The organism is Polycladomyces zharkentensis, from assembly GCF_016938855.1.
GTDB classification, from domain to species: domain Bacteria; phylum Bacillota; class Bacilli; order Thermoactinomycetales; family JIR-001; genus Polycladomyces; species Polycladomyces zharkentensis.
Genome location: NZ_JAFHAP010000011.1, coordinates 137,849 through 163,438, shown reverse-complemented (window position 1 = coordinate 163,438; position 25,590 = coordinate 137,849). Strand labels below are relative to the sequence as shown.

The following is a 25,590-nucleotide window of genomic DNA, read 5'->3' as shown; positions in this document are numbered from 1 at the left end:
CATTTTTCATCTGGCATCCCCTTTGATTTCCATTCTCCTCCATTTGACGCAAAGGTCGTTTCCTGTTATCTATTTTCTAAAGGAAAGAGAGGTCATCGGCCATGAAGGTTTCACAATCGCTTCGCTCGCAACTGCTGATACTCTATTTGTTTACCATTGCGGTGCCGATTCTCACCATTTCATTCGTGATGCCGTACTACTATCAATTCCAGATCGTACAACAAACACAAAAATTGACTGATAATACGCTCAATTCTCTCAGTAATCAAATCGGCACCTATCTGCAAGATCTGGGGCGACTGACCATCGTCCCCTATTTGAACGACAATATCATACAAGCATTGAAGCTGATCACCCATCGTCAATATCAAACCGCCGATCCTGCCACCCAGCTGATGGTCAATCAGACGCTCATATCCACTCTGCCCAATTATATGGAAAACACGCGGGAAGAAATCGCGGGAACCATCATCGTTACGCTGGATGGTTCCGTGTTCGCCAATTCCCGTTACGGATCGGCAACGGTTCCCCGCTATCCGTTCCAGCAACAGGCATGGTACCGACAAGCCGTCGCCGCAGACGGGAAAGTCGTGTTTATTTCCGCTCATCGGCAAGATTATCTGATTGATTCCGGAGTTTCGGAAGTGTTCAGCGTCGCCCGCCTGATCAAAGATCCCGATACGCAGGAGCCTCTGGCGGTCATGATGGCGGACGCGGATCAACAAATATTGAGCCGGCTGATCCGGCAAATCCGTTTTCATGTCCACTCCATTGCCGTCATCACGGACACGAGCGGAAAGGTACTGTATGCCAACAAGCCGGTTCCCCCTGTTATGCTCAGACAGTTGAGACGGGGAAGTACCCTTGTTGAGGGACAACGTGATTCCTACACGGTCGTGTCAAAAACGATCCAGCCGTCCGGTTGGAAGATCCACGTCTTATTGTCGAACAACGCACTCCGTTCCAAGGTGAGTTGGTTGTATGTGGCCGGTTTCCTCTTTGCCGTCGGCGGGTTTATCCTGACATGGTTGCTTTTCTCCATCCTGTCCCGCAGGATCGTCCATCCGTTTCAAGACATGCTCGGGGCGATGAAACAGGTGCAGCAAGGAAACTTACAAGTCAGACTCCAACCTTCGGGGGATGATGAAATCGCCCAACTGGGGAAAGCGTTCAATCACATGATCAGTCGACTCAACGAACTCATCGACCGGGAATACCGGGCCGTTCTCAGCCGGCGGAATGCGGAATACCGTGCATTGCAGTCCCAGATTCAACCCCATTTTCTGTACAACACGCTCAATGGACTGATTGGCCTCAACCGACTGGGCAAACAAAAAGAGCTGGAAAACGCCATTCTCTCCTTGAGCTCTCTGTTGCGGTACAGTTTGGATTCGAGAGATTGGGTCACCATCGCCGAGGAATTTTCGTTCCTGGAAAAATATTGTTCACTCCAACAAATGCGGTTCCAGGACCGCGTAGAAGTCTTGATGAACTGTGATGAAGAGGTGCGTCATGACCTCATCCCCAAATTGCTGTTGCAACCCTTGATTGAAAACGCTTTTATCCATGGGGTGGAGCCATGTGATCACCCTTGCAGGATTGAGGTAACCGCAAAACGATCACGGATCGGGGCACGATCCTGTTTGGACATTGCCATCTGCGATACCGGTGCGGGTTTTGATGGAGGGACTGAGCCGGAGAAATCGGGAATCGGACTGGCCAACGTTCGGGAGCGTCTCGAAATCAGTTATCCCGGCTCCTCCTTTCATCTGGAAAGTCGGATCGGGGACGGTACCCGTGTACGGATCTTGATTCCCGAAGAGGAGGTGCGACGGAATGAGAATTCTGATTGCCGACGATGAAAAGCTGGTCAGGACAAGTCTAAGAAGCATGTTGGTGGAGTTGGACGATTCCCTCACAATTCGAGAGGCGGAAAACGGCTCCCGGTTGATCGAGGAGATAAAAACAGAGGTGCCGGATCTCATTTTTGTCGATATTCGGATGCCAAAATTGAACGGACTGGAAGCGATGAAGATCGGCAAAAGCCTTTCTCCCGATACGCAGTGGATCATTCTCACCGGCTATTCCGAATTCGACTATGCGCGGGAAGCCCTTCGACTCGGTGCCGCTCATTATCTGTTGAAACCGGTGAGCATGGATGAACTGAAAGAAGTGATCGACTCACTTGAAGCGACCATCAAAGAGAAACGGATCGAACGGAATCGGCAGTTTGAGCAGGAAATGCTCAATCTGTATTACGGTCTGCTCCCACTGCAGGAAGAAGATCATAGAAAACCAATCCATTACTCGGCCGCCATGATCTATATCGACAGTCACTTGGAGGAGCAGGAAAAGAACGCCCGGCTCTTGACATTGACGAAAACATTGCGGGAACATCTGCCGGAGCGGTCGGGAAGGAACGCCCTGTTTCCTCTCCCGACGGGAGAGTGGACACTCATCGCCGCTTGGGAAAACCCGTCATCCGGCGACTGGGAATCGTTTTGGAACGGAGTCGCACGCACAGTCGATCCATTTGTCCAACCCGATTTCGCAGTGACGGTGATCAAGGGCAACAACTGCTCATCACGCCGGGAATTGCTTCAGCAACTGGACCGGATCAAGCAATGCGCCCCGCTTCGTGCCGTATTGGGGGTCAATCGCACCTGGAACCAATCCGACTTGGTGCCGTACCGGGATGATCCGTCTGTTTGGAATATCAGCTGCCAATTGACACGATTGGCCGGTCATTATCACGAAAGATCGTATCTCCATTTTGCCAAATTGGCCACTGAGCTGGAAAACAGTTGGACGGATGATTCCCTGACAGAAGAGCAACAACACAACATCATTGTGTTTCTTCGAGCTGTTTTTCCGTTCACACTCGATCCGGCAGACGATATTTCATCATGGGTACGAACGCTTCAAGCCCATGCCGAAAACACCTTGCTCCACAATGAAAAAGGCAAGCATGCCGCTCACGACCTTATCGATAAAGTGAAAAACTATATTGACCAACATTACATGCATCAAATCAGTATCGGGGAAATCGCCGAAAAACTGGGGGTGACACCCAATTATTTGAGCACCCTGTTTCATAAGAAAACCGGTACGACGTTTGTCAAATACTTGACCCGAATCCGGATGCTCAAAGCGAAAGAATTGCTCAAGGACCCGAACATCCAGATCCAACAGGTGGCCGAACAGGTAGGGTATTACAGCACCCGTCATTTCACCAAACTGTTTGTCAAGTTTTTCGGGTGTTACCCGTCGGAATATCGGGACGGTTCCAAAGCCCGGTGATATACGAAAGCCGTTTCCCGAACCGTGAGGGAAACGGCTTGGTTTGATTTGGACAGACTGTTTTTCCGCTCGTGTCGGATGCGTTGCTCCTCCTGACGCGTTGTCGGTTTGTGCCTTTTACGGCCAGCCTGTTTGAATGACACCTCATCCAAACGTCCGTTGGACAAACCAGATGAGTCCCAAGAACCCGATCAGGACGGACACTCCCCTGACCACCCACACATGCCACCGAAAACGGGTGATCCACAAGAGCAGCGGGAACAGGACACCGACAATGACCAACTGTCCAATCTCCACTCCTGCATTAAACGAAACCAGAGAAACCAGCAAATCGTCCAAGGGGATGTCCGCGTCAGCCAACGCCCCGGCAAAACCGAATCCGTGAACCAGACCGAAATAGAAAGCGACGATCCACCTGCGGGAGATGTTTTTCGTGTGGAACCATTGGTTTTCCACCGCAACATAGACGATCGACAGCGAAATGAAGGATTCGATCCATCGGGAGGGAACGGCAACAATACCCATGGCCGCCAAACCCAAAGTGATCGAATGCGCCACAGTGAAGGACGTGACGATTTTGATGATGTCCGTCCCTTTTCTTGTCGTCAACAACAAGGCAAACAAAAAGGCGAGATGATCATATCCCAGCCAAATGTGCTCGACTCCCATCTGGACGAACCGTAGGACCGTCGGCCAGATCGACATCTGATCGCTTGGCGAGAACGCAAAATGCCGCTGGTTGTCGGTGAGCAGGAACCGATTCTGTTTTCCGCCATGGTCGATCGTTACGGTGTTTTGATGTTTTCCTTCGGCCTGTTCAAAAAACAATTGATCGTCGATTTCCACATGTCCGATCGGTCGGGCAGTGACATAGCGCATTTGGATATCCGCATGACCGGGATCGGGACTTCGGAGTTCCATCTCCGTCGGTTTTGCCGGCCGGCCGTTGATTTGAACCATCCAACCCGTTTGCACATAAGTGAACACCTTTTCCTTGACCGGGATCGTCCATTGCGCCGCAGGCACGTCGAGCGCCAGATATCCTTTTATTCCCACCGCTTTGGCCAACATAACGGTATCGACGTGGATGGTCACCGTCATTTCCCGGTCCTTTACCTTGATGTATGTGGAAGCCATGTAGACGGGATGGGCCGCGGCCATCACCGGCCAAAACAAAACAAACATGATCACCGGAATCATCTTCCGCCAACAACGGATGTGCATCTGTTCGTTCCTCTCTGTCCATGACTTTCTCCGCACTATGATAATGAGGATCTGGCACATTGTAAACATGGTCGGATATCCGAGACGTTGTCCTTGTAACGATTGAGTACAAAAGAGAAAAAACACCCTCCCGATTGGGAAGGTGCTTTCTGGCGGGATACAGGGATGGGGTCACACCACGTATTTTTCCGCTTCGATCACTCGTGCGGCAATACGGCGATTCAACGCCACTTCATTGATCGGTTCGTGGCGGGTCAACTTCTTCAGAATCGAAAGTTGGGTACGCAGGACATCCCCTTCTTCCATCGCAGACAGGATGCGGCGCGCTTTTTTCTCGATCCGACCGAATGCATCGTAAACGTAAGCCGTTACCATATCCACTTTGGCTTGCGCATGATCCAATCCGTCTTTATCCAGCGCTTTCTTGGCACGGAGCCATGCGGATTCCATCGCATAAATTTCGATGGCGATATCCGCGGTATCGCGCAGGATTTCCTGTTCTTTTTCCAATTTTTGTTGATACTTCTCCACGGCCAGACCGGCGGCCATCAGGAAAATTTTCTTGGACATGTCGATCAGTTTGGCTTCTTCTTCCAACGGGGCCGGTTCTTCTTCCGGCAGGCTGGGCATCATCGTGAGCAATTCTTCCTGCAGGGATTGCGCGGCTTGCAGGAGCGGAAGCTCGCCCTTCATCGTTTTCCGCAGCAAGGTGGCCGGGATCAACAGGCGGTTGATCTCGTTGGTGCCTTCAAAGATCCGGTTGATGCGCGAGTCGCGATACATGTTTTCAATTTCGTATTCCTGCATGAACCCGTAGCCACCGTGAATCTGCACGCCCTCATCCACGACGAAATCCAACGTTTCCGAACCGAACACCTTGTTGATGGAGCATTCCAAAGCATATTCGGCGATGGCCTTGGCCACATCCGCTCCCGCTGCGCTCTCGACGCGGTTCAAGCTGTCTTCGAAATAACCGGCCGTACGGTACACCATGCTCTCCAGCGCAAACGTCTTGGTCGCCATTTGCGCCAATTTTTCCTGAATGAGCGGAAATTGCGCGATCGGCGTGTTGAACTGTTTCCGCTCCTTGGCGTACTTGACCGAAATCTCAATCGCCCGCTTGGCCGAACCCAAGCACCCCGCGGCCAGTTTCCAACGGCCGATGTTCAAGATGTTGAAGGCGATGACGTGTCCTTTGCCCACTTCGCCCAGCAGGTTTTCCACGGGGACCTTCGCGTCTTCGAGAATGAGCGTCCGGGTGGAAGAACCTTTGATTCCCATTTTCTTCTCTTCCGGTCCGGTGGATACACCCGGAAAATCCCGCTCGACGATAAATGCGGTAAACTTCTCGCCGTCCACCTTGGCGTACACGACAAAGACGTCAGCAAAACCGCTGTTGGTGATCCACTGTTTTTCACCGTTGAGAATGTAATACTTCCCGTCCTCGCTCAGTTTGGCCGTCGTTTTGGCTCCCAGGGCATCGGAACCGGACCCCGGCTCGGTCAGTGCGTAGGCCGCAATTTTCTCACCCGAGGCGAGAGCGGGCAGGTATTTTTTCTTCTGCTCTTCCGTTCCGAAGAATACGATCGGCAAACTCCCGATCCCCACGTGCGCACCATGGGTCAGGCCGAACGAACGGGCAAGCGAGATTTTCTCCGTGATCAGTGTGGAACTGATCTTGTCCAGCCCCAAACCTTCATATTCTTCCGGCACGTCGGCACCGAGGAGTCCCAGTTCACCTGCTTGCTTCATCAAGCGGACGGAATGCTCGAAGTTGTGGTTTTCAATCTCCTCCAGCACCGGCCACACTTGCTCTTTCACGAAATCTTCCGTGGTTTTGGCGATCATTTTGTGCTCTTCGGTCAGATCTTCCGGGGTAAAAACGTCGGTCGGGGCAGGTTGCTCGATCAGGAATGATCCGCCTTTGATCACTGTATCCGTGGACATGCGCGGTTCCTCCTTTATGAAACAAATTTAACGGAAAGCGGTCATCGTTATGAGAGACACCATTTTCGTTGCGGGCTCGCGGGAAAATGGTCACCCTTCTCTTCATCCGAAGTGGGTTTCACAATGTTGTCGACAGCCGGAACTTCTGATGCGGTAATCACTGTACCATCTCAAATACGCCGGCTGCGCCCATACCGCCGCCAATACACATGGTGACCACGCCGTATTTTTGACCGCGACGTTTCAATTCGTTGAGCAGGGTAACGGTCAGTTTGGCTCCGGAACAGCCGAGTGGGTGTCCCAGTGCGATTGCACCCCCGTTGACGTTGACGATGTCCGGGTTCAACTCCAGCTGACGGATGACGGCGAGGGACTGGGAAGCGAACGCCTCGTTCAGCTCCACCAAATCCACCTCATCCAACGTGATGCCGGCCAATTTGAGCGCCTTCGGAACCGCCTTGACCGGGCCGATCCCCATCACGTCCGGGTCGACGCCGCCGACGGCAAAGGAACGGAACACGGCGAGCGGTTGAATTCCCAACTGTTGCGCCCGCTCGGCCGACATCACCAGCACGGCCGCGGCACCGTCACTGGTCTGCGAAGAGTTGCCTGCCGTCACCGTCCCGTCGACGCGGAAGACCGGTTTCAACTTGGCCAGCGTTTCCAGCGAAGTATCGGGACGTACCCCCTCGTCAGTGTCGAACACCACTTGGCGTTCCTGTAATTTTCCATTGTCGTCCACCGTGCGGTGAGTCACGTGGAGCGGAACGATTTCATCCCGGAACTTGCCGGATTGAATCGCCTCATACGCTTTGCGGTGGCTTTCCACGGCGAAACGATCCTGATCCTCCCGCGAAACCTCGTAGCGTTTGGCCACTTCTTCCGCCGTATGCCCCATTGACATGTAGACTTGCGGCATATGATCCATCAGGTAAGGGTTGGGTGCGGGTTTGTATCCGACCATCGGTACCATACTCATGCTCTCCACCCCGCCGGCAATCACGACATCGGCAAACCCGCACATAATTTTCTCCGCCGCATTGGCAATCGTCTGAAGGCCCGACGAGCAGAACCGGTTGACCGTCATGCCCGGCACGTCGGTCGGCAGACCCGCCCGCAACGCAATGATGCGGGCGATGTTGAGTCCCTGCTCACCTTCCGGCATGGCGCAACCCATAATCACATCTTCCACTTCGCGGGGGTCCAGCTGGGGAACGCGTTTCAACAGCTCCTTGACGACGGCCGCGCCCATCTCGTCCGGCCGCGTCGACCGCAAGGTGCCTTTGTGCGCTTTTCCGACCGCCGTGCGTACACCCGCGACGATGACGGCTTCTCGCATGCGTCTCTCCTCCTTTGTCGGTGTTGAGTTGGTCTGATCCATACGGTCCGCTTCGCTTTCCCGACTCGCTCCACCTGTGCCCTGCAAGGAAGAAAAACAGGGCCGCTTCGAACCGGAAGCGCAGGCACGGGCAAAAGTACTTCGCTAAAGAAGGGATTACCCGCGATGGGATTTCTGCGCTTTCCAACTGATGCTCAGTACGGTTTGCAAGTCGCTCGTCTGGAAAACATTGCTGCTTCATGCATTGACCAGACAGGCTTCAGTTTCGGAGCGGCTTGTTTTTGGTCAACATGTACTGCATTCGCTGTTGCGATTTGGGCTCGCCGCACAAGCTGAGGAACGCTTCGCGCTCCAGATCCAAGAGATACTCTTCCGTGACCAGCGTCCCTTCCGGCACGTTGCCGCCTGCCAACACGTAGGCCAGTTTGCTGGCGATCTTGTAGTCGTGTTCCGTGATGTACCCGGATTGCAGCATCGTGTATGCACCCAAACGGAGCACGTTATATCCCGTTTCGCCAACAACGGGGATTTTCTTCGGTTGCGGCGGACGGTAACCGGCGCGGTCCATGGCCAGCACTGTTTGCTTGGCGTCATAGAGCAGGTGGTCGGTGTTGATCGTGATGCCGTCCTCCGGACGCAGGAACCGGTAATCCCGCGCTTCACGCGCGCTGGTGGACACTTTGGCCGTCCCGATCACCTCAAACACATGGTTGACCAACGGTTGCAACGTGACCCGATCCTTGGGATCGGCCCCTTCCATCCACCGCAGCAACATCTCCTTGTTGCCGCCGCCGCCGGGGATCAAGCCGACACCCACCTCGACCAGACCCATGTAGGTTTCGGCCGCCGCCTGAATCCGGTCGCACGGCAGACACACTTCCACTCCGCCGCCGAGGGTCATGCCGAACGGCGCTGCTACCACCGGTTTGTCGAGGTAGCGCAGAGAACCCATCGCTTTTTGGAACTGGCGCACCATCAGGTCCAACTCAGGCCAGTTATGATCCTGCGCTTCCATCAAAATCAGCATCAGGTTGGCTCCCACGCAGAAATGAGTCCCTTGGTTACCGATGACCAATCCGCGGTAGTTGGCCGACACCTCTTTGACCGCCGCGTTGATCATGGCGATGATATCGGCGCCGATCGCATTTTTGGGCGAATGGAACTCCAACAGCGCCACATCGTCCCCGATGTCGATCAACGAGGCACCCTTGTTGGAACGGATCACCTTGTTCTGCTCTTTCAAGCGGGCCAGATCGATCGTTTTCGGATGTTCCTCCACGCCGACAAACTTTCCGCCGATTGCAAACACCCGGGGAGCCTCGCCTTTCTCACGGGCGTAGAACGACGTGTAACCGGAGGCCAACAGTTCCTCCACCAATGGCGGGATCGTTTCTCCCTCTTCCCGCATGCGAGCGACCGACCGTTCCACACCGATCGCATCCCAGGCTTCAAAGGGTCCCAACTCCCAGTTGAAGCCCCATTTCATCGCTTTGTCGACGCTGACAATGTCATCGGCGATCACCGGGATGCGCGCCGCCGCATAGAGCAACACCTTTTTGAAAATATGCCAAGCGAATTTTCCCGCCGGGTCGTCTGCATATACCAGGGTGCGCAGCTTTTCCGGCAAGGTTTTGGCCCGTTTCGCCATTTCCAGCGAAGACGCTTTCAATTTTTTGCGGGGACGGTATTGCATCGTCGCAAGATCCAGGGCGAGAATCTCTTTGCCTTTGTCGGTTTTCACCTTTTTAAAGAACCCTTGTCCCGATTTCTCACCCAACCAGTTTCGCGACACCATTTCCTTGAGCACGTTTGGCACCTCGAACGCCGCTTTTTCCTCGGGGTCGTTCACATTGGCCCGAACATTCTCCGCCACATGAACGAATGTATCCAGTCCAACCAAATCCAGCGTGCGGAACGTGGCGCTTTTGGGCCGTCCCATCACCGGGCCGGTGATCGCGTCCACTTCGTCCGGTCCCAGGTTCTGCTCCAACATCGCCTGCAAGGTGACCAATGTCCCGTATACGCCGATTCGGTTGGCGATGAAATTGGGCGTATCCTTGGCCATTACCACGCCTTTGCCGAGCACGCTCTCCGCAAACACTTTCATCTTGTCGACGATCGCGGGGTCCGTATCTTCGGTCGGGATAATCTCCAGCAGTTTCATGTACCGCGGCGGATTGAAGAAGTGAGTGCCGAGGAAATGACGGCGAAACGCTTCCGAACGTCCTTCCACCATGGCATGAATGGAAATCCCTGATGTGTTGGAACTGACGATCGTCCCGGTTTTCCACACTTTTTCGATGTTTGCAAACAGTTGTTGTTTGATCGCCAGATTCTCTACGACCGCTTCGATGATCCAATCCACCTCGGATAATTTGTCGAGATCATCCTCCAAGTTGCCCGGAGTGATCAACTCCAAGACATCCTTGTGATAGATCGGAGACGGCTTTTCCTTCAACAGCCGTTCTTTCCCGGCCACCGCAAGCCGGTTGCGCACCGGCGGGTCCTGGAGGGTGAGACCTTTTTGCTTCTCTTCCTCCGTCTCCTCCCGAGGAACAATATCCAACAGCAAGGTGGGAATCCCCACATTGGCCAGATGTCCCGCAATGGCCGCTCCCATCACGCCCGCACCGATGACGGCCGCTCGTTTGATGTTCGCCAAAACGGATTCCTCCTCTCCCATACTGGCGTTGACCGGATGGCAAGCTAGTGAATGAATGATCATTCATTTACTGTGTAGAAAAAAACCCCTCCATCCGGGTCAGTGCTTGTTTCGCCTTGCTTCACACGGCTAAAGACCAGGGCTTCTCGCTTCATCCGGCGTGGCAACCCACATCCATCCACGATGGCTTCGTCCCAGCCTGGGTAAATGTAGTTTAACGAGGTTTCGCTCACTCATTATGATCCTTTCAAAGATTATTATTTATCTGATCGACCTCGGACGTCAAGAGGGGAATACATATTTTTCGGACCATTTGCAAAGATTGTTCTTCGAAAGCCTCGTATAAACAGGGGAAGGGGGCGTCATCCCCCTTCATACACGTAACTCCGCTTAATAAAAAGGATTTTTCCATTCCATCAGTGTTGCGTAGTTACACGACTCTTCATCCTCCAAATAGTTAGCCACCACTTTCACAGGGGTACGGCCACAGCGAAGCAGGAAGGTAATAACAGGGTCCCTCAATTCCCCTTTAACTACAGCTTCGAGGTATTGTTCCGCTGTCATCTCATCCGCTTTTCGATGATAGCCCGGCATTCTCCCTCCGCCCAACAACCGTTCCAACCTCTTGTGAACCACGACATCATACATGGAGAACATCAACCATTTTCCCAACCCCAATTTTCGATAGGAGGGGCGCACGCAAATATCAACAACATAGAGCGTATTTCCGTTTGGATCATGGTTACGAATATACCCGTTATCAGTGATCTCTTCCCACGTATGTTCCGGATGGTCGGGGTCAAAGTCAACAATCAACCCCGTCATTGATCCCGCGATTTCACCGTTCACCTCAACACACAAGGCTCCCTCCGGAAACAGCGTAACATGGTTTTTCAGCTGTTCCGTGTTCCACCATAACTCGGACGGGAACGGAGGAGGAAAACTTTCCTGTTGAACACGAATCAAATCCGCAAAGTCCCTTTCCTCATAATTTCGGATGACCGCCGGGACAGGCCGATCTTGGTCAAAAACATAAAACGCTTTTCGATACAATCTTTTCCCTCCTTTTTAGCCAAATCTTCTTATTTCCAATCCGGATAGAGATCCGTACGCCGATCACGCCACGTGGTGACGGAACCACTTTCACGAACCTGATATAACAGTTCCAAATCGAGATCAGCCGTTACAATCATATCATCATTGATTTCTCCTTCCGCCAAGATGCCCCGGGGAGGGAACGGAATATCGTTTGGCGTAATAATCGCCGCTTGTCCAAAATTCGCCCGCATAAAGTCAACCGTGGGAAGGGAACCTACCGTTCCCGTGGTTACGACATAGACTTGGTTTTCCACCGCTCTTGCATGGCAGGAGTAACGGACACGATGGAACCCATGACGATCATCGGTACAAGATGGACAGAAAATTACATCAGCTCCCCTGGCTTTGGCCATTCGAACGATTTCCGGAAATTCGATGTCATAGCAGGTTAAGATGGCGATTGTTCCCTTATCGGTCGCAAATACCTGCAGGCTTTCGCCGGGAGTCATTTTCCATTCCTTCACTTCCGTTGGCGTGATATGAAGCTTTGGTTGTTCCGCAATCCTTCCATCCGGATAGAACAAATGAGCAACGTTGTATAACCGGTCTCCTTTGCGGATGACATGGGTTCCTCCAATAATGTGCATATTCGTTTGTTTCGCCAAGGATGAAAACAAATCCCGATACTGCTCTGTAAAATCGGGTAAATCATTGATTGTTAATGCATTTCCTTTTTTGTCACCAATGGACATCAATTGAGTCGTAAAAAACTCGGGGAATAATACAAACTCAGCGCCAAACTCCTCTGCTGTTTTAATATAATGCTCCGATTGCTTGGCGAAATCTTCAAATGATCGGATTGTATGAAGATCATATTGGACTGCTGACACTCTCAGTTTCATACGGCTCCTCCTTTGTTGGATTTCCATTTTTTCATCTTACAGCCGGCCAAAAGCATTTCCTGATATACTTCCTCTTATCAAGAAAATCGGTTCAATCAACTTGCAAAAGCTGATCCCAGTGATATGATACCAGAGCTTATCAGAACCGTCAGAGATGCTCGCCCTGGGGCATTTTTCTACTCATTATCGGGGATTTCGGGAGGTATCGCCATAGCGGGTCTTTTAGATGGTAATACATACAATGCACCTGATCCGGAAATACATCTCAAAGAATTGTGAGCTTATTGTTGCAAGCATACCATGAGTATTTAAAATCGGGATATATAGATCGTGCCTCATCAATATATCTATCGTTTCATTTTACCGAAAAAGAACAAGCCTCCGCATTTACGGAGGCGGTGTTCACGCGCTCACCCTTGGTTTGAATGGCGGACGGTGTCCGCCGTCTTCATGATCCGATCCAGAATCTTGCCGACCAGCGAAGCGAACTTGGCACTGCCCCGGCGTCGCGGTCTCGGAAGCACAATCGGCAAATCCATCACGATTCTGCCATCTTCCAGCAACACCACCCGATCGGCCAGCGCCACCGCTTCTTCCACATCGTGGGTGACCAACAGGGTGGTAAATCCCTGCTCCTGCCACAACTGCTCGATCAGCTGCTGCATTTCAATCTTCGTCAGTGCATCCAACGCGCCCAAAGGTTCATCCAGCAACAGCAACCGCGGACGGCTGACCAACGCCCGGGCCAGGGCAACTCGTTGACGTTGACCGCCGGACAGTACGGCAGGCCATTCCCCGCCGTATTGGGCCAGTCCCACTTGACGGAGCGCTTCTGCTGTCCGCTTCTCCACTTCCTCCCGATTTTGTGACACTCCCAATGCCACGTTGTCCGCTACCGTTAACCACGGCAGGAGACGATGCTCTTGAAACATCACCCGTGCGGACGGGTTCAAGCCCCGAACGGGTTCACCGTCCATCGCGACCACCCCGACCGTCGGTGTTTCCAATCCCGCAATCAGGCGCAACAAGGTACTCTTCCCGCACCCGGATCTTCCGACGATGGCCACGAATTCACCCGACTTTATATGGAGGTGGATATGACGCAAAACCAGACGATCACCGAATCGCTTTTGCAATCCGTCGATCTCCAGTCGGGCACCTGAAACCATTTTCGCCATCGGCAGACACTCCCCTCTCCCTCTGTTATCGGCTGACCCGCCACCGCAGGCAACGGCGCTCCAGACCCTTGGCCAGCACATCGGCCAGCTTGCCGAGTAATGCGTACAGCAAAATGCTCAACACCACCACGTCCATCTGCATAAACTCCCGAGCATTCATCGCCATATACCCGATGCCGGTGTCGGAAGAGACGGTTTCTGCCACGATCAGGGTCAACCACATGATCCCGAGGGAATACCTTAACCCCACCAGAATGGAGGGCATTGCCCCCGGCAACATCACCTTCCGAAAGAGCATCCACCCCCGAAGGCCGTAAACTTTCCCCATTTCGACGAGTCCCGGATCGACAGAACGGATCCCGTGAAAAGTGTTCAGGTAAATCGGGAAAAACACACCCAGCGCAACGAGAAACAGTTTGACTTCCTCCCCGATGCCGAACCACAAAATCGCCAGCGGAATCAAGGCAAGATGCGGGATATTGCGGAGCATCTGGACAGTGGTGTCCAACAGCCGCTCCGCGACAGGAAAAAGACCGTTCAAAAAGCCCAAAACCAATCCAATGCTGCCCCCAATCGCCAACCCCCACAATGCCCGGGAGGTACTGTCCCCGATATACCGAAACAGTTCACCTGATTCGGTCAGGCGAATGGCCGCCAGTACGACATCGGTCGGCTGAGGCAGTGTTCGCGTGGAAATCCAGCCGATATTCCCCAGCAATTGCCACACCATCACCAGTACGATGGGGACACTCCAGGGAATCAACGGTTTAACCGTTTTCCGCAGTTGAAAGCCGCAGATCATCGGCAACCACTCCTTTCCGCTCTTTTGGAAAGTGATCGTTGGCGACGATTTCCCCGAACGGGCTGAGGATATGTTGCTTCGGGACGGAAGGGACATTCTGAAGGGGCAATTCCGGGAAGAGCAGTTCCGCCACCCGGTAAGCCTCTTCCAAATGAGGGTAACCCGACAAAATAAACGTATCGATTCCCAATGCGGCATATTCCCTCATCCGTTCGGCCACCGTACGCGGATCACCGACGAGCGCGGTGCCGGCGCCGCCCCGAACCAGACCGACTCCGGCCCACAGATTGGGACTCACCTCCAAATTCGTTCTCGTGAACCCGTTCAGTTGCGACATGCGCTGCTGTCCGACGGAATCGTATCGGGAAAGGACCCGTTTCGATGCTTGGATCACTTTGTCATCCACATACCGGATCAAACGGTTGGCGGCATCCCAGGCTTCCTGTTCCGTTTCCCGGACGATCACGTGCAGGCGGATTCCGAAACGTAACGTTCTTCCCTGTTCTTCGGCCAGTTTGCGAACTTGTTCAATCTTTTGAGCCACTTGGGCCGGCGGTTCACCCCAAGTGAGGTAGACATCCACATGTTTGGCCGCCACTTTTAATGCCGCCGGGGAAGACCCGCCGAAGTACAGGGGGGGATAAGGGGTTTGTACCGGCGGGAAAAGCAATTTGCCGCCCCGGATATCCAGATGACGCCCTCGGAACACGACCTCTTTGCCCTGCATCTCTTCCCGCCAGACAGTCAGGAATTCGTCGGTCAGTTCATAACGCGTATCATGATCCAGGTGAATGCCGTCCCCCGCCAATTCGACAGGATCACCTCCCGTCACCACGTTGACGAGCAGACGCCCCCCGGACAGACGGTCAAAGGTGGCGGCCATGCGCGCCGCTGCAGACGGGGACATCAAGCCGGGTCGGACTGCGACCAGAAAACGCATGCGCCGGGTGACGGACAACAGAGAAGAAGCCACCACCCACGCGTCTTCGCAGGAACGCCCCGTGGGCAGAAGCGCACCTTCGTATCCCAGGTGGTCCACCGCCTGGGCCAGTTGTTTCATATAAGAATAATCGACGGCACGCCCACCCTTTGCGGTCCCCAGGTAACGGCCATCTCCGTGAGTGGGAATAAACCAAAAGATGTTCATCGTCTTTCCGTCCTTTCCTGTTTGGTTTTGACCCGGTTACCGTCCCAGATCGCTTTTTCGACCTGTATTCTTTCGGGGATCAAACCCACTTGATAAAAGTCATCTGCGATCCGCTGCTGTTCCCGAATGATACTTTCGTCGATCGGTTCCAGCCCGTATTTCGATCGTGTAATGGCCTTCTTCACCGCTTCCGCGTCCATCCCGATCTGCTTGGAGAGCAGTTTCGCCGTATCATCGGGATGTTGGTTGAACCAATCCGTTGTTTTCTTCACTTCGTCCAAAATGATGCGGACGATGTCTCCGTGTTCCTTTGCGTAGGCATCGGAGGCGAGTATGAATTCCCGGTTGGTCGTGTATCCGCGACCGTCGGTGATCGTTCGGGCACCCAGCTCCTTCTCCGCCGCAGAATAATAGGGATCCCAAATCACCCAAGCATCCATGCTTTTTCTGGTAAAGGCCGCTCTGGCATCTGCCGGGGGAAGATAGACAGGTTGAATGTCCTCATACTTTAAGCCCGCCTTGTCCAATGCTTGCAACAAGAGATCGTGCACATTGGAGCCTTTGTTCAGGGCCACTTTCTTCCCTTTCAGATCCTTGACACTCTTGATCGGGGAATCCTTGGGCACCACGATGGCTTCATTCTCGGGTTTGGGCGTTCCGGCACCGACATACACCAGCGGCGTCTTCGCTGCTTGGGCGAAAATCGGCGGTGTATTGCCCGTATGCCCGATATCGATACTGCCGACATTCATCGCCTCCAAGAGCTGCGGACCGGCGGGAAAATGAACCCACTCCACCTTGACCCCCCTGGATTTCAATCGCTTCTCCAGGGTTCCGCGCGCTTTCAGGATGCTGAGGGTGCCGAACTTCTGGTAACCGATCCGCACCACCTTTCCATCGGCTTCAGAGGCACCTGCACTACACCCACCCAACACCCCTCCAACCAGCAAGGAAACAGTGAAAGCAATCACCATTTTGATCATCCGTTTCCTTTTGAAAAAGCCTGACATTCCCCATCACCTCGTTCGCATGATAAGCAAAAAAGGCCCCACTCCCCCCGATTTCGGGGGAATGGAGCCTCCGGTTGTCCGGTCGGCCTGATATTGATCACACTTTCGCTACTGCTGTTGCTGCCCTTTCCCCGATCGGCTTGCCGCTCGGGGAGACTTTTCCAGGGGGATGCGATATTTCTCGGTTCTGTCGATCTGAACGATCTGTGAGTCGTGGACGGTGATCACTACGGAGCCGTACTGCATCCCTTCCAACGCTTTGAGAATGCGTTCAACCTGTTCGGAAGACGGATTCATCTGGTATGAAGCCTCCTTTCCGGGAGTCGAACGAAACAAGTATGGACAAATTTCATTGGAAACCGTCTACGCCCGCGACAATGGGATTGCTATTTTCCCGCAATCCCATTTCACGAAGCTGGTGGGAAAATGGTCACCCCCCAGACTTCATTCCGACAGGGGTACCCTTTTTTGTCCCAACCTTCGCAACACGACCAGCAGGATGCTTCCCGCCCACAACAGACTCAATGCACCGTAGATGGCAACATGCCAAGTGGCAGGAATCCATTCCAGACTCTTCAACAAGGTCTTGGCATTGGTGATGATGATCAATCCCCCGACCAAAACGCCCAACAGGTGGGAAGGAATGATCCGAACCAGCCAAGCGGCGATGGGTGCGGCGAAGATTCCGCCGATCATCAGCGCCGCGACCCATGTCCAGTTCATATTGGACCAGCCCATGGAGATCAGAAAGCCGAGAGTGGCGGAAACGGCGATCGCGAATTCGCTCGTATCAACCGACCCCACCACCGTTCTGGGTTCCAACCCTTTCCGGCTGAGCAGGATCGGTGTCGTAAGCGGTCCCCATCCCCCGCCACCGGTGGAATCGACGAACCCTGCAATCAAGCCCAACGGGGTGAGAAACCGCTTGGAAATGTTTCTCTCTTTCCGCTCAGTACCGTTTCCGAGCAAAAACCGTCCGAGTACGTAAAAACCCAGAATAAACAGAAAAGCGGCAATGTACGGTTTTACCAGATCACCCGGTAAGTTGCTGAGGAAACAGGCACCGATAAATGCACCGATCGAACCTGGAATAATTAAACGAATGACGACCGCCCGATCCACATTGCCGAACCGAATATGAGCGACACCCGAAGCAGCCGTGGTGATCACTTCCGCCATGTGAACAGAGGCGGAGGCTACCGAAGGGGCGATCCCAAACAAAAACAACAGGGATGTGGAAGTGACGCCGTAAGCCATCCCCAATGCACCGTCAACCAGCTGTGCAGCAAACCCGATCAATGCCAGGACAATCAATCTCTGCATACCCATCTTCCTCCTGATGTTATTTGATCATGTTGAGCAGGATAGTCGGATTTCAAGACTAGTGCATGATATGACGGAAAAGAGTCCATTGTTCTCAATTTCATGATCCGGCTGATCACGGGCTTATATATAAATTTGTTTATTCCGATACAATTACTGGGTTTATTGAAACACATATTACTATCCGATTATTCAAATGTCAATAATGGGGTCATTAATAGAAATTTTCAAAAAACAATGATTCCCATACTGGGGTAGAGGGAGCGAAGACCGATTTCGGGGCTATATCTCCAGCCAATGGAAAAATGACTTGGGAAACGCGAAGCTCGAATTTGGTACCATCTACCCAATAAATAGAAAATGACTTGAGATACCACTCAGGGCGCCTCAAGTCATTTCGTGTTCATTCAGGCAAATCAGGACTGTTTAACACAATTTTTGTCCTATTTATCTCTCGCAAACACTTCAAATCGTTTTCGTCCTTTTCCTCTACTCTTTACTTTTATTATTTCCATCTTCCCAATTTCTCTGGTTGATTTGACATGGGTTCCACCACATGGGTACGTTTCGACGGATTCGATGGTCAATAAACGAACTCGCTTAATCGTGGAAGGCAACATGGACACGGCGTCTTTGATCACATTGGACAACTTTTCCGCTTCCTCTCGGGTGACATAACTTGCATAGATGGGGTGATCTTCATCCAACAGGCGGTTCGTTTCCTCAACAATGTCTGCTATATCCTGTTCAGTTAGGTCGTGTAGTCCATGAAAATCAATTCTCGCTCGTTCAGGATAAATTTGATTACCAGAATCCAGTGCGTTAAATTTACGATAAACAACAGCGGCCAATACATGCAATAACGAGTGATGGCGCATGAGTTTATAACGTCTTTCCCAATCAAGTCGGGCTGTGACTGGACCGATTTCAATCCCTTCCGAATCATCCAATATATGCAATATTTGATTATCTATTTTTTTTACCTCGATGACTCTAAACACATTATCGCCTTGTACAAGAACTCCTTTGTCGTGCTCCTGCCCGCCACCTGTAGGGTAAAAGACAGTTTGATCAAGAATGACAGCATTCCCGTCTTTTTTGATAATTTGGGCTTTACATTCTCGTTGATAAGCATCTTCTAAAAATAACTCTTTGGTCATGAGGCTCACTCCTAGTCTCACAGTTTAATAATAACAGCGGGTTCGTCATGTATTTCGTCATACCTGTTTATACATTAATAGCTGCATGGGATTACAAGTTACAGTCCCCTTCTAACTCCCCTCCGAAATACTTTTCACCTTTTTCTCTGTCCCTGTTTTCTTTATTAGTTTGACAACATCGATTTCTGCCAAAAGCATCCCGATTAAAATCAACATGCACCCCAAAATGGTACGGCCTGTTAAGACGGCATCGTTCCAAAAATAATCAGAGATTGCAGCAACTACAGGTTCAAGCGCAAAGATTAACGCAACTTGGATCGGTGTGGTATATCGCTGGAAATATGTTTGAGCCAAATAAGCCAAAACGGTGGCAAGTAGCGAACAGACAAGTAATGCTGTTAAAACCGATGGATTTAATATGGTGGAAGGATTGAATACCTCACTGACATCTTCAAACAGAAAGCTGCAGATCCCGCTTAACAATGCGACAGTACCAAACTTAATCGTGACCAGTTGAAAAAGCTCATTGATATTTGAGTACTTATCTGTATAAACAATATGTAATCCAAAGGCGATAGCATTTAGAAACGCCAAGATATCCCCTTTGTTAATTTCCGATAAATTGATAAACGCAAGTAAATACAGCCCTACCGTCGCAAGTGATACACCGATAATGGCCCCGAGATTTGGTTTTGTCTTTAATATAAAAAAAGCCAAAACCGGTACCATCGCAACTGATAGACCAGTCAAAAAACCTGCCTTCCCTGGCGTGGTCCAAACTAAACTTAACGTTTGTAAAGCATAACCTTAAAATAGAAAAAAGCCTGGGAAGAATCCTGCTTTCAAGTTGTAGTAATTGACGGCCTTAAACCGAAAACGTTCCTTTGGTAAGAATTGGACATAAATAGCAAGGATAACAAAGGATATCATGAATCGAATAGTCGTAAATGCAAATGGTGGCAACGTTTCTATAGCATCTTGAATTAGGACAAATGTGATACCCCAGACAACAGCGATAAAGATCAAAACTAAATTGGCAAACCAGCGATTTTGTGCCATCAAATTCCTCCTCAAAAACCGCTCTTTTATTACTCTATTTCTAAAGGCAGGTTTCTCACTTTCATAAAAGGAATCGGGCTTATTTTTTTGTACTTTTAGCCACATAGCTGTATAGTGGTTGGTTTGTTATGTTGCTTCTCTCATCATTTTCCCATTTTACAGCAAATTGATGCTAAGGCTTTTTTCTTCGTTTACCTCGTCGGCTGGTTTTACTATGCCAAGTGGGTTCCCGATCGGCAAACGAAAGATGTGTTGATACAATCCAGCTTAATCGGGTTTTCACCCAACTTTCTGTTTGGGATGGTTGGTTGTGTAGGTGCGGCTCTCCTTGCTTTGCTTGATGGAAAACCGTCCACCATTTTCGTTTATGGCGTATTATCCATATCCTCCATTTTGTTTGCTGTGGTAGGGGTGATCGCTATATGTTTATACAAAAAAAAGCTGGACCGAAATCAGACAGGAAACGTTCACTGAAGACATGGATGAAGCCCTTCAAGATCGAATGATCCAAGGGTTCCTTTTATTTATTGTTTATCATGGGGGATGGGTAGATATATTTGAGACTCCACACGGCTGAAGTACCACAGGCACTCCCTATGGGCGCCGTGGGCTTTTAGGCAGCAATTTCTGTAAAATGTAAACCGCCATTTATCGGTTCGTCAGACAACCACCAATGGACCGGGAGTGATTGGGGGATAAATTTAAGTCCTGTACACAACCTTAACGATAAGGGAATGGTGTCGGCTCCAGTTCACAAGAAAGGATGATCTGATGAATTTTGAGTCAAATGCCAATGTACGCGTCACCCGTCGCTTTCGCGCATCGCCGGAGCAAGTTTTCGACGCTTGGCTGGTGTGATGATCGGCAAATGGATGTTCGGTCCTGCTCATCCTGAACGCGAAGAAGAAGTCGTGCGCATCTCTCTCGATCCGCGCGTGGGAGGCTCGTTCTCTTTCGTTGTGCGTCGACAAGGACAGGAAATGGATCACGTCGGGGAGTATCTTGAGATCGAGCGACCCCGCCGCCTCGTGTTTACTTGGGGGGGTGGCGAACGTGGGCGACAGCAGCCGCGTAATCATCGACATCATTCCGCTGGAGAAAGGGTGTGAACTCACCTTGACCCACGAATTGCACCCGAACTGGATGGACTTCGCAAACGCACCAAGGCGGGATGGATTAAGATTCTCGACGTTCTGGCCACGATACTTGGTTAGGGGACAGCTGGCAAACCCGGAACCTGCAGGGTACCGGGTTTTTTTGCTGTGTGACTGGGATTCATGCAAATTTGATATACCATCTAATTCTCAAATTGTCCAAATCAAAAGATTGGATCGCGATGCGTTTGGTTCAATATGTTAGAGGTGAATGCAAATATAACAGACTCGACTTCAGTAAAAAACCCAGCGGTTTTTCCGCTGGGTTTTCCATCATCCTCAGCTTGCCAATGGGGCTTTGGCGATCATTTCGCTTTCGATCAAACGGTTAATGTGGTATTGCAGATAGTAGATGTTGAAAATGAACGTAAGGATGGGGCCTACGCGTTTTTCGCCGAAGTGATCGTTCAAAATGGCCCGCATCCGATAAATCATGCGTAAATAAGCAAACCAAATGAAAAGCCACGCCGCAACGGCCAACAGTGCCATAATGGTGTTATCCTGAAGAGCGGCCACCGCACCAAATACGAGATAAACGATCCCTGCGATCAGATACCCGGCGGGTTCCCATGTGATTTTTTTCTCTGACCGCAGTTGATTCAGTTGTTTTGCACGATTAAAAAACCAATAAACGGGATAGATTCCAAATGTGATAAACGTGGCAAAAAGCGTGAACAAAACGGATACCTTTTTTAATGGTACAAAATGTTGTGCTGGTTGTTGTGCGTAAATCGTAATCTCCTCCCTTTTGGAATTGAATCCTTGTGATATGATAACATGTGAAATAGGTCAGGGAACATGAGACAAAAGAAGTATTTTATAAAAATAGTGTCAATAAATAAGTGTCCTGATGTTGATCTCAGTACATTTTCACAAGACAGTTATCCAACGAACAGCCAAAATAGAAGCGGCGGGATCATCTCCTATCCCGCCGCTACTTCCCGACTGTCACGCCGACAGTTTTATTTTGTCGGCGAAAGCGATTGGTCTGATCTTCTCTCTTTTTTCGCTGTCAAAAACATGGAACACAGCAGGATGACTGCACCCAACCATCCACTGAAGGACAGCCGTTCTCCCAGCAGCGTGATGGCCAACAGCGTAGCGGTCAACGGCTCCGCCAACGCCCAAATGGATGCCGATGTCGCTGTGACGTAACGCATGCCGTGAATGAACAGCACATAGGCCAGAGCCGTCGGGACCCAACCCAGATAGATGAGCAGCAACCATCCCTGCCAGGGAAGCACCGGCCAACTGAGCATCGGAAGCAACAGGATTGCCCCGATCGAGAAAGCGACTCCGATCACCAACAGTGGCGGTACATCCCGAACCAACCGCTTGCTGATCAACGTATAACCGCCATAACAGGCTGCTGCCGCCAATGCCAGCAAGTTTCCCTGCCACAGGCGTGGTTCGGTCAATCCCTCCAGGCTGTGGAGCCCGATCAACATGCCCGTGCCGGTCACGCCCAACACCAAGGCCCAACCGGTGGTGAAGGTCCAACGCTCCTTCAGCCACCAACGTGCCACCACACTGACCATCAGCGGTGCGGTACAAATGGTGAGCAGGGTAGCGGTTGACACCATGGTTTGGCCCACCGCGGAAAAATAGCAGGTCTGATACCCTGCAACCCCCACTCCGAATAACACCAACCAAACCCATGTACGACTTGGGAACCTTCCGATACTCCCCGTACGGATGCTCTCCCGCCATGCCGCTGCCAATAAAACCGGCGCGCCGAACAATAAACGAAAGGCTCCGATCGTCAATGGATCCGTTCCATAATTTGTCGTCAGCACTTTGGCCGTCAATCCGGCCGTTCCCCACAATACGGCCGCCACTACTACTCCCCACATACCGATTTTCATTCGGACCCCTCCCGATTCAGTTTGTACACCATCGGGCGGGATCAACTTCCTCCCGCCCGCGTCAGGAAACGGGAACGCGACGGGGAGGGGGCAACACACCCTTCAATGCCATGTTGGTTCCTCCTTTCTCCTGACAACCGGGGTGTGTCTGTTAAATCAAATGGATAGTAGAAGCGGGTTTGCTCCGGGAACCTTTTCCCCACGTGGTGAAGTCATGCAATCGGAGAAAGTGTCCCTCCATCTCATCATTTGTCAGACACGCCCTGATTCGCCGGTATCAGCTTCTTTTTGCAAACGACGCTTCAGCATTTGCGCCCAACTGTCCGCCAAATAGGGGCAATCGGCCAATTCGGCCCGCTCCTTCCGATCGGGAGAGGCACTGTATACCATGTCATTGCATCTGGCAATTGTCCATTGGGGACAAAAGCGATCCAACAGCTTCATCCCGTCTCCCGGTGCTACCCTGCCTTCCTCCATCACCCGCAGATACCAACCGGTACGACCCGTCTCCTTGATCCGGCGCACCAGATCGGGAATCCCCCACAACCTGGCCGGCTTCCAACACGGCATACGCGGTTGGGAGACTTGCACCACCGCCTCCCCTATTCGGTATACGTCACCGATACACACGTTATGTTCATCCAAACCGGTGACGGTAAAATTTTCGCCCAAAGCTCCGTAGAGGAATGCCGACAACAATTCCCGTCGCCACTTGGTATAATGATCCGCTGCATAAACCAACACCGCTTTATCCGGTCCACCATGTACGGACAGATCCGCCTGACCATCCCCTTCCAGATTGGTTTTTCCCAGAAACACCGGATGGTTCACCGGCCGTTTTACGATGGCGCTCCGCCACGCTTCACCTCGTCCGCCATCTATTGTTTGCGGCTTCCCCACCTGAATGGAGACCACAACCGGATGAGACATGACACCCTTCCTTTCTCGTCGGCTTTTACATCTTCCTTCTCCAACCCTATCTTCTTCCATTTTACTGAAAAATACAAGAAAGGCGCCCGCAGGGGCGCACAGGTTGTTGACAAAGGCTCCTTTTCCGGTAAATCGATCAGAACACCAGGTCTACGGGAGCGCGACTGACCAATCCCTGCCGAGTGGAGAACGGGAAAGCGCAGGAATTCATTCGCGGACAATTTCCTTTTAAGCGGAACGTACTTACCCCGTGTCTTCCGGTCCCGAGCGGCCAAGATCAGCTTCCTTGTAAGGCACAGGTGAAGTCGTCCAATAGCGAGCGGACTGTCGACCGGCTCATCGGATACAACACACGTCCCTTTTGTCAGCAGTCTCACGCCCGCAGGGGGGAGGAGGAGTGACGCCTGAATTTCCCGTCTAGTGCGGATAGGGAAGTCAGCATCCGCGAAGCTTGGGAGACGGCATCTGTTTCCCCTCACCCTTGCGAACGTTGCACCGCTTCCTGCAATCCCGGTCCAAACGGCTGACGGATCACGCCGTGCTCGGTGATAATTGCAGTGACAAGTTCGGCCGGAGTGACATCGAATGCCGGATTGTACACCCTGACTCCTTCCGGGGCGGTGACGGAACCGAATCCCCGGGTAACTTCTTCGGCGGGCCGCTCCTCAATCGGGATGTCCGATCCCGTGGGTGTCTGCAAATCGATGGAAGACGTCGGCGCGGCAACATAGAAGGGAATTCCGTGCGCTTTAGCCAAAACGGCCAGTCCATAGGTGCCGATCTTGTTGGCCACATCTCCGTTGGCGGCGACGCGATCCGTTCCCACGATCACCGCTTGCACCCATCCTTTTTGCATCACGGGGGCGGCCATGTTGTCACAGATCAGTGTGACGTCAATGCCTGCCTGCTGCAACTCGTATGCGGTCAGCCTGGCACCCTGCAGAACCGGGCGTGTCTCATCGGCAAAGACGCGGAGATGCCACCCCCGTTCCTTCGCCAGATACAATGGCGCCAATGCCGTACCGTAGGCTGCCGTGGCCAATCCGCCCGCGTTGCAATGCGTCAGCACGCCCATCCCGTCTTCCAACAAGGTGAGCAAATGCTCACCGATTTTCCTGCACATATCTGCATCTTCCCGTTGGATCGCATGCGCTTCCGCCAGTAAAGCGGCCTTCAGCTCCGAAACCGGGTGTTCCTTCAGCGTTTCCAATCGTCTCCGGATTCGTTCCAATGCCCAAGCGAGGTTAACCGCAGTGGGTCGGGCGGAACGAAGATTTTCCCCCACCCGGCGCAAGGTGGACCAAAATCGGCCCGCATCCGCATCCGGGATATCCTTCACCCCCAAATACATCCCGAACGCCGCTGCCGTACCGATCGCCGGTGCACCGCGCACCGCCAGTTTCACGATCGCTTCCCGCACTTCCTCGGGTGTCGTCAGCTCCAAGTAGATCGTTTCTGTGGGCAATCGCCGCTGGTCCAGCAGCAGGAGCCGGTCATCCCGCCAGATTACGGAACGGGGGTGCGGAATTTTTTCCATCGAGACCGTCATA

Annotated in this window: 22 protein-coding genes; 3 read left to right on the top strand and 19 right to left on the bottom strand. The window is 52.1% G+C overall.

Annotated features, from left to right (window positions below; all coding sequences use genetic code 11):
- The first annotated feature begins 101 nt into the window (after window positions 1-101).
- Together JQC72_RS12915 and JQC72_RS12910 are read left to right on the top strand one after the other, a co-directional pair.
- Window positions 102-1,862 (top strand): cache domain-containing sensor histidine kinase, encoded by a 1,761-nt coding sequence (locus JQC72_RS12915; RefSeq protein WP_205496324.1) that lies wholly within the window; start codon window positions 102-104, stop codon window positions 1,860-1,862.
- On the top strand, window positions 1,837-3,300 hold the full coding sequence (locus JQC72_RS12910) for a response regulator transcription factor (RefSeq protein ID WP_205496323.1): 1,464 nt from the start codon (window positions 1,837-1,839) through the stop codon (window positions 3,298-3,300). The genes JQC72_RS12915 and JQC72_RS12910 overlap by 26 nt, the downstream gene beginning before the upstream one ends.
- A 144-nt stretch (window positions 3,301-3,444) precedes the next feature.
- Here JQC72_RS12910 and JQC72_RS12905 read toward each other — a convergent pair whose 3' ends face one another.
- The 15 genes from JQC72_RS12905 to JQC72_RS12835 form a co-directional block, all read right to left on the bottom strand.
- On the bottom strand, window positions 3,445-4,524 hold the full coding sequence (locus JQC72_RS12905) for a HupE/UreJ family protein (protein WP_205496321.1): 1,080 nt from the start codon (window positions 4,522-4,524) through the stop codon (window positions 3,445-3,447).
- A 171-nt stretch (window positions 4,525-4,695) separates the two neighbouring features.
- Complete coding sequence (locus JQC72_RS12900) at window positions 4,696-6,471, bottom strand: acyl-CoA dehydrogenase FadE (protein WP_205496319.1); 1,776 nt, start codon at window positions 6,469-6,471, stop codon at window positions 4,696-4,698.
- A gap of 157 nt (window positions 6,472-6,628) precedes the next feature.
- The gene (locus tag JQC72_RS12895) at window positions 6,629-7,810 is read right to left on the bottom strand and encodes an acetyl-CoA C-acetyltransferase (RefSeq protein WP_205496317.1); all 1,182 of its coding nucleotides are present in this window, start codon (window positions 7,808-7,810) and stop codon (window positions 6,629-6,631) included.
- A 259-nt stretch (window positions 7,811-8,069) separates the two neighbouring features.
- Window positions 8,070-10,493, bottom strand: coding sequence for a 3-hydroxyacyl-CoA dehydrogenase/enoyl-CoA hydratase family protein (locus JQC72_RS12890; protein ID WP_205496497.1), 2,424 nt, complete (start codon window positions 10,491-10,493; stop codon window positions 8,070-8,072).
- 369 nt (window positions 10,494-10,862) lie between these two features.
- Window positions 10,863-11,525: a GNAT family N-acetyltransferase gene (locus JQC72_RS12885; protein ID WP_205496315.1), complete on the bottom strand. Its 663-nt coding sequence runs from the start codon at window positions 11,523-11,525 to the stop codon at window positions 10,863-10,865.
- Window positions 11,526-11,554: 29 nt separating this feature from the next.
- Complete coding sequence (locus JQC72_RS12880) at window positions 11,555-12,412, bottom strand: carbon-nitrogen hydrolase family protein (protein WP_205496313.1); 858 nt, start codon at window positions 12,410-12,412, stop codon at window positions 11,555-11,557.
- 410 nt (window positions 12,413-12,822) lie between these two features.
- A complete protein-coding gene (locus JQC72_RS12875) occupies window positions 12,823-13,590 on the bottom strand; it encodes an ABC transporter ATP-binding protein (RefSeq protein ID WP_205496310.1) in 768 nt (255 codons plus the stop codon).
- Window positions 13,591-13,615: 25 nt separating this feature from the next.
- The gene (gene ssuC / locus JQC72_RS12870; protein ID WP_205496308.1) at window positions 13,616-14,392 is read right to left on the bottom strand and encodes an aliphatic sulfonate ABC transporter permease SsuC; all 777 of its coding nucleotides are present in this window, start codon (window positions 14,390-14,392) and stop codon (window positions 13,616-13,618) included.
- Entirely contained in the window at window positions 14,358-15,539 is a 1,182-nt protein-coding gene (gene ssuD, locus JQC72_RS12865) for an FMNH2-dependent alkanesulfonate monooxygenase (protein ID WP_205496305.1), read from the bottom strand. Before ssuD ends, ssuC begins: the two co-directional genes overlap by 35 nt.
- Window positions 15,536-16,522, bottom strand: coding sequence for a sulfonate ABC transporter substrate-binding protein (locus tag JQC72_RS12860; RefSeq protein WP_302104836.1), 987 nt, complete (start codon window positions 16,520-16,522; stop codon window positions 15,536-15,538). The genes ssuD and JQC72_RS12860 overlap by 4 nt, the downstream gene beginning before the upstream one ends.
- A gap of 135 nt (window positions 16,523-16,657) precedes the next feature.
- Window positions 16,658-16,846 (bottom strand): YezD family protein, encoded by a 189-nt coding sequence (locus JQC72_RS12855; protein ID WP_205496301.1) that lies wholly within the window; start codon window positions 16,844-16,846, stop codon window positions 16,658-16,660.
- Window positions 16,847-16,993: 147 nt separating this feature from the next.
- Complete coding sequence (locus JQC72_RS12850) at window positions 16,994-17,872, bottom strand: sulfite exporter TauE/SafE family protein (RefSeq protein ID WP_205496299.1); 879 nt, start codon at window positions 17,870-17,872, stop codon at window positions 16,994-16,996.
- Window positions 17,873-18,315: 443 nt separating this feature from the next.
- Window positions 18,316-19,032 carry an alanyl-tRNA editing protein gene (locus JQC72_RS12845; RefSeq protein WP_205496297.1) on the bottom strand — a complete coding sequence of 239 codons (717 nt, stop codon included), beginning with the start codon at window positions 19,030-19,032 and terminating at the stop codon, window positions 18,316-18,318.
- 111 nt (window positions 19,033-19,143) lie between these two features.
- Window positions 19,144-19,782, bottom strand: coding sequence for a DMT family transporter (locus JQC72_RS12840; protein ID WP_205496295.1), 639 nt, complete (start codon window positions 19,780-19,782; stop codon window positions 19,144-19,146).
- 57 nt (window positions 19,783-19,839) lie between these two features.
- Window positions 19,840-20,091 carry an EamA family transporter gene (locus tag JQC72_RS12835; RefSeq protein ID WP_205496293.1) on the bottom strand — a complete coding sequence of 84 codons (252 nt, stop codon included), beginning with the start codon at window positions 20,089-20,091 and terminating at the stop codon, window positions 19,840-19,842.
- A gap of 854 nt (window positions 20,092-20,945) precedes the next feature.
- Between JQC72_RS12835 and JQC72_RS12830 the strand changes: the two genes are divergently transcribed.
- Complete coding sequence (locus JQC72_RS12830; RefSeq protein WP_335342470.1) at window positions 20,946-21,200, top strand: SRPBCC domain-containing protein; 255 nt, start codon at window positions 20,946-20,948, stop codon at window positions 21,198-21,200.
- A gap of 324 nt (window positions 21,201-21,524) precedes the next feature.
- Here the strand turns inward: JQC72_RS12830 and JQC72_RS12825 are convergent, their stop codons facing one another.
- From JQC72_RS12825 to mtnA, 4 genes are all read right to left on the bottom strand, one after another.
- Window positions 21,525-21,923, bottom strand: coding sequence for a DUF4234 domain-containing protein (locus JQC72_RS12825; protein ID WP_205496288.1), 399 nt, complete (start codon window positions 21,921-21,923; stop codon window positions 21,525-21,527).
- Between the two features lie 284 nt (window positions 21,924-22,207).
- On the bottom strand, window positions 22,208-23,110 hold the full coding sequence (locus JQC72_RS12820; protein WP_205496284.1) for a DMT family transporter: 903 nt from the start codon (window positions 23,108-23,110) through the stop codon (window positions 22,208-22,210).
- Window positions 23,111-23,362: 252 nt separating this feature from the next.
- Window positions 23,363-24,040 (bottom strand): MOSC domain-containing protein, encoded by a 678-nt coding sequence (locus JQC72_RS12815; RefSeq protein ID WP_205496281.1) that lies wholly within the window; start codon window positions 24,038-24,040, stop codon window positions 23,363-23,365.
- A gap of 475 nt (window positions 24,041-24,515) precedes the next feature.
- Window positions 24,516-25,589, bottom strand: coding sequence for an S-methyl-5-thioribose-1-phosphate isomerase (gene mtnA / locus JQC72_RS12810; RefSeq protein WP_205496279.1), 1,074 nt, complete (start codon window positions 25,587-25,589; stop codon window positions 24,516-24,518).
- Window position 25,590: the final 1 nt, after the last annotated feature.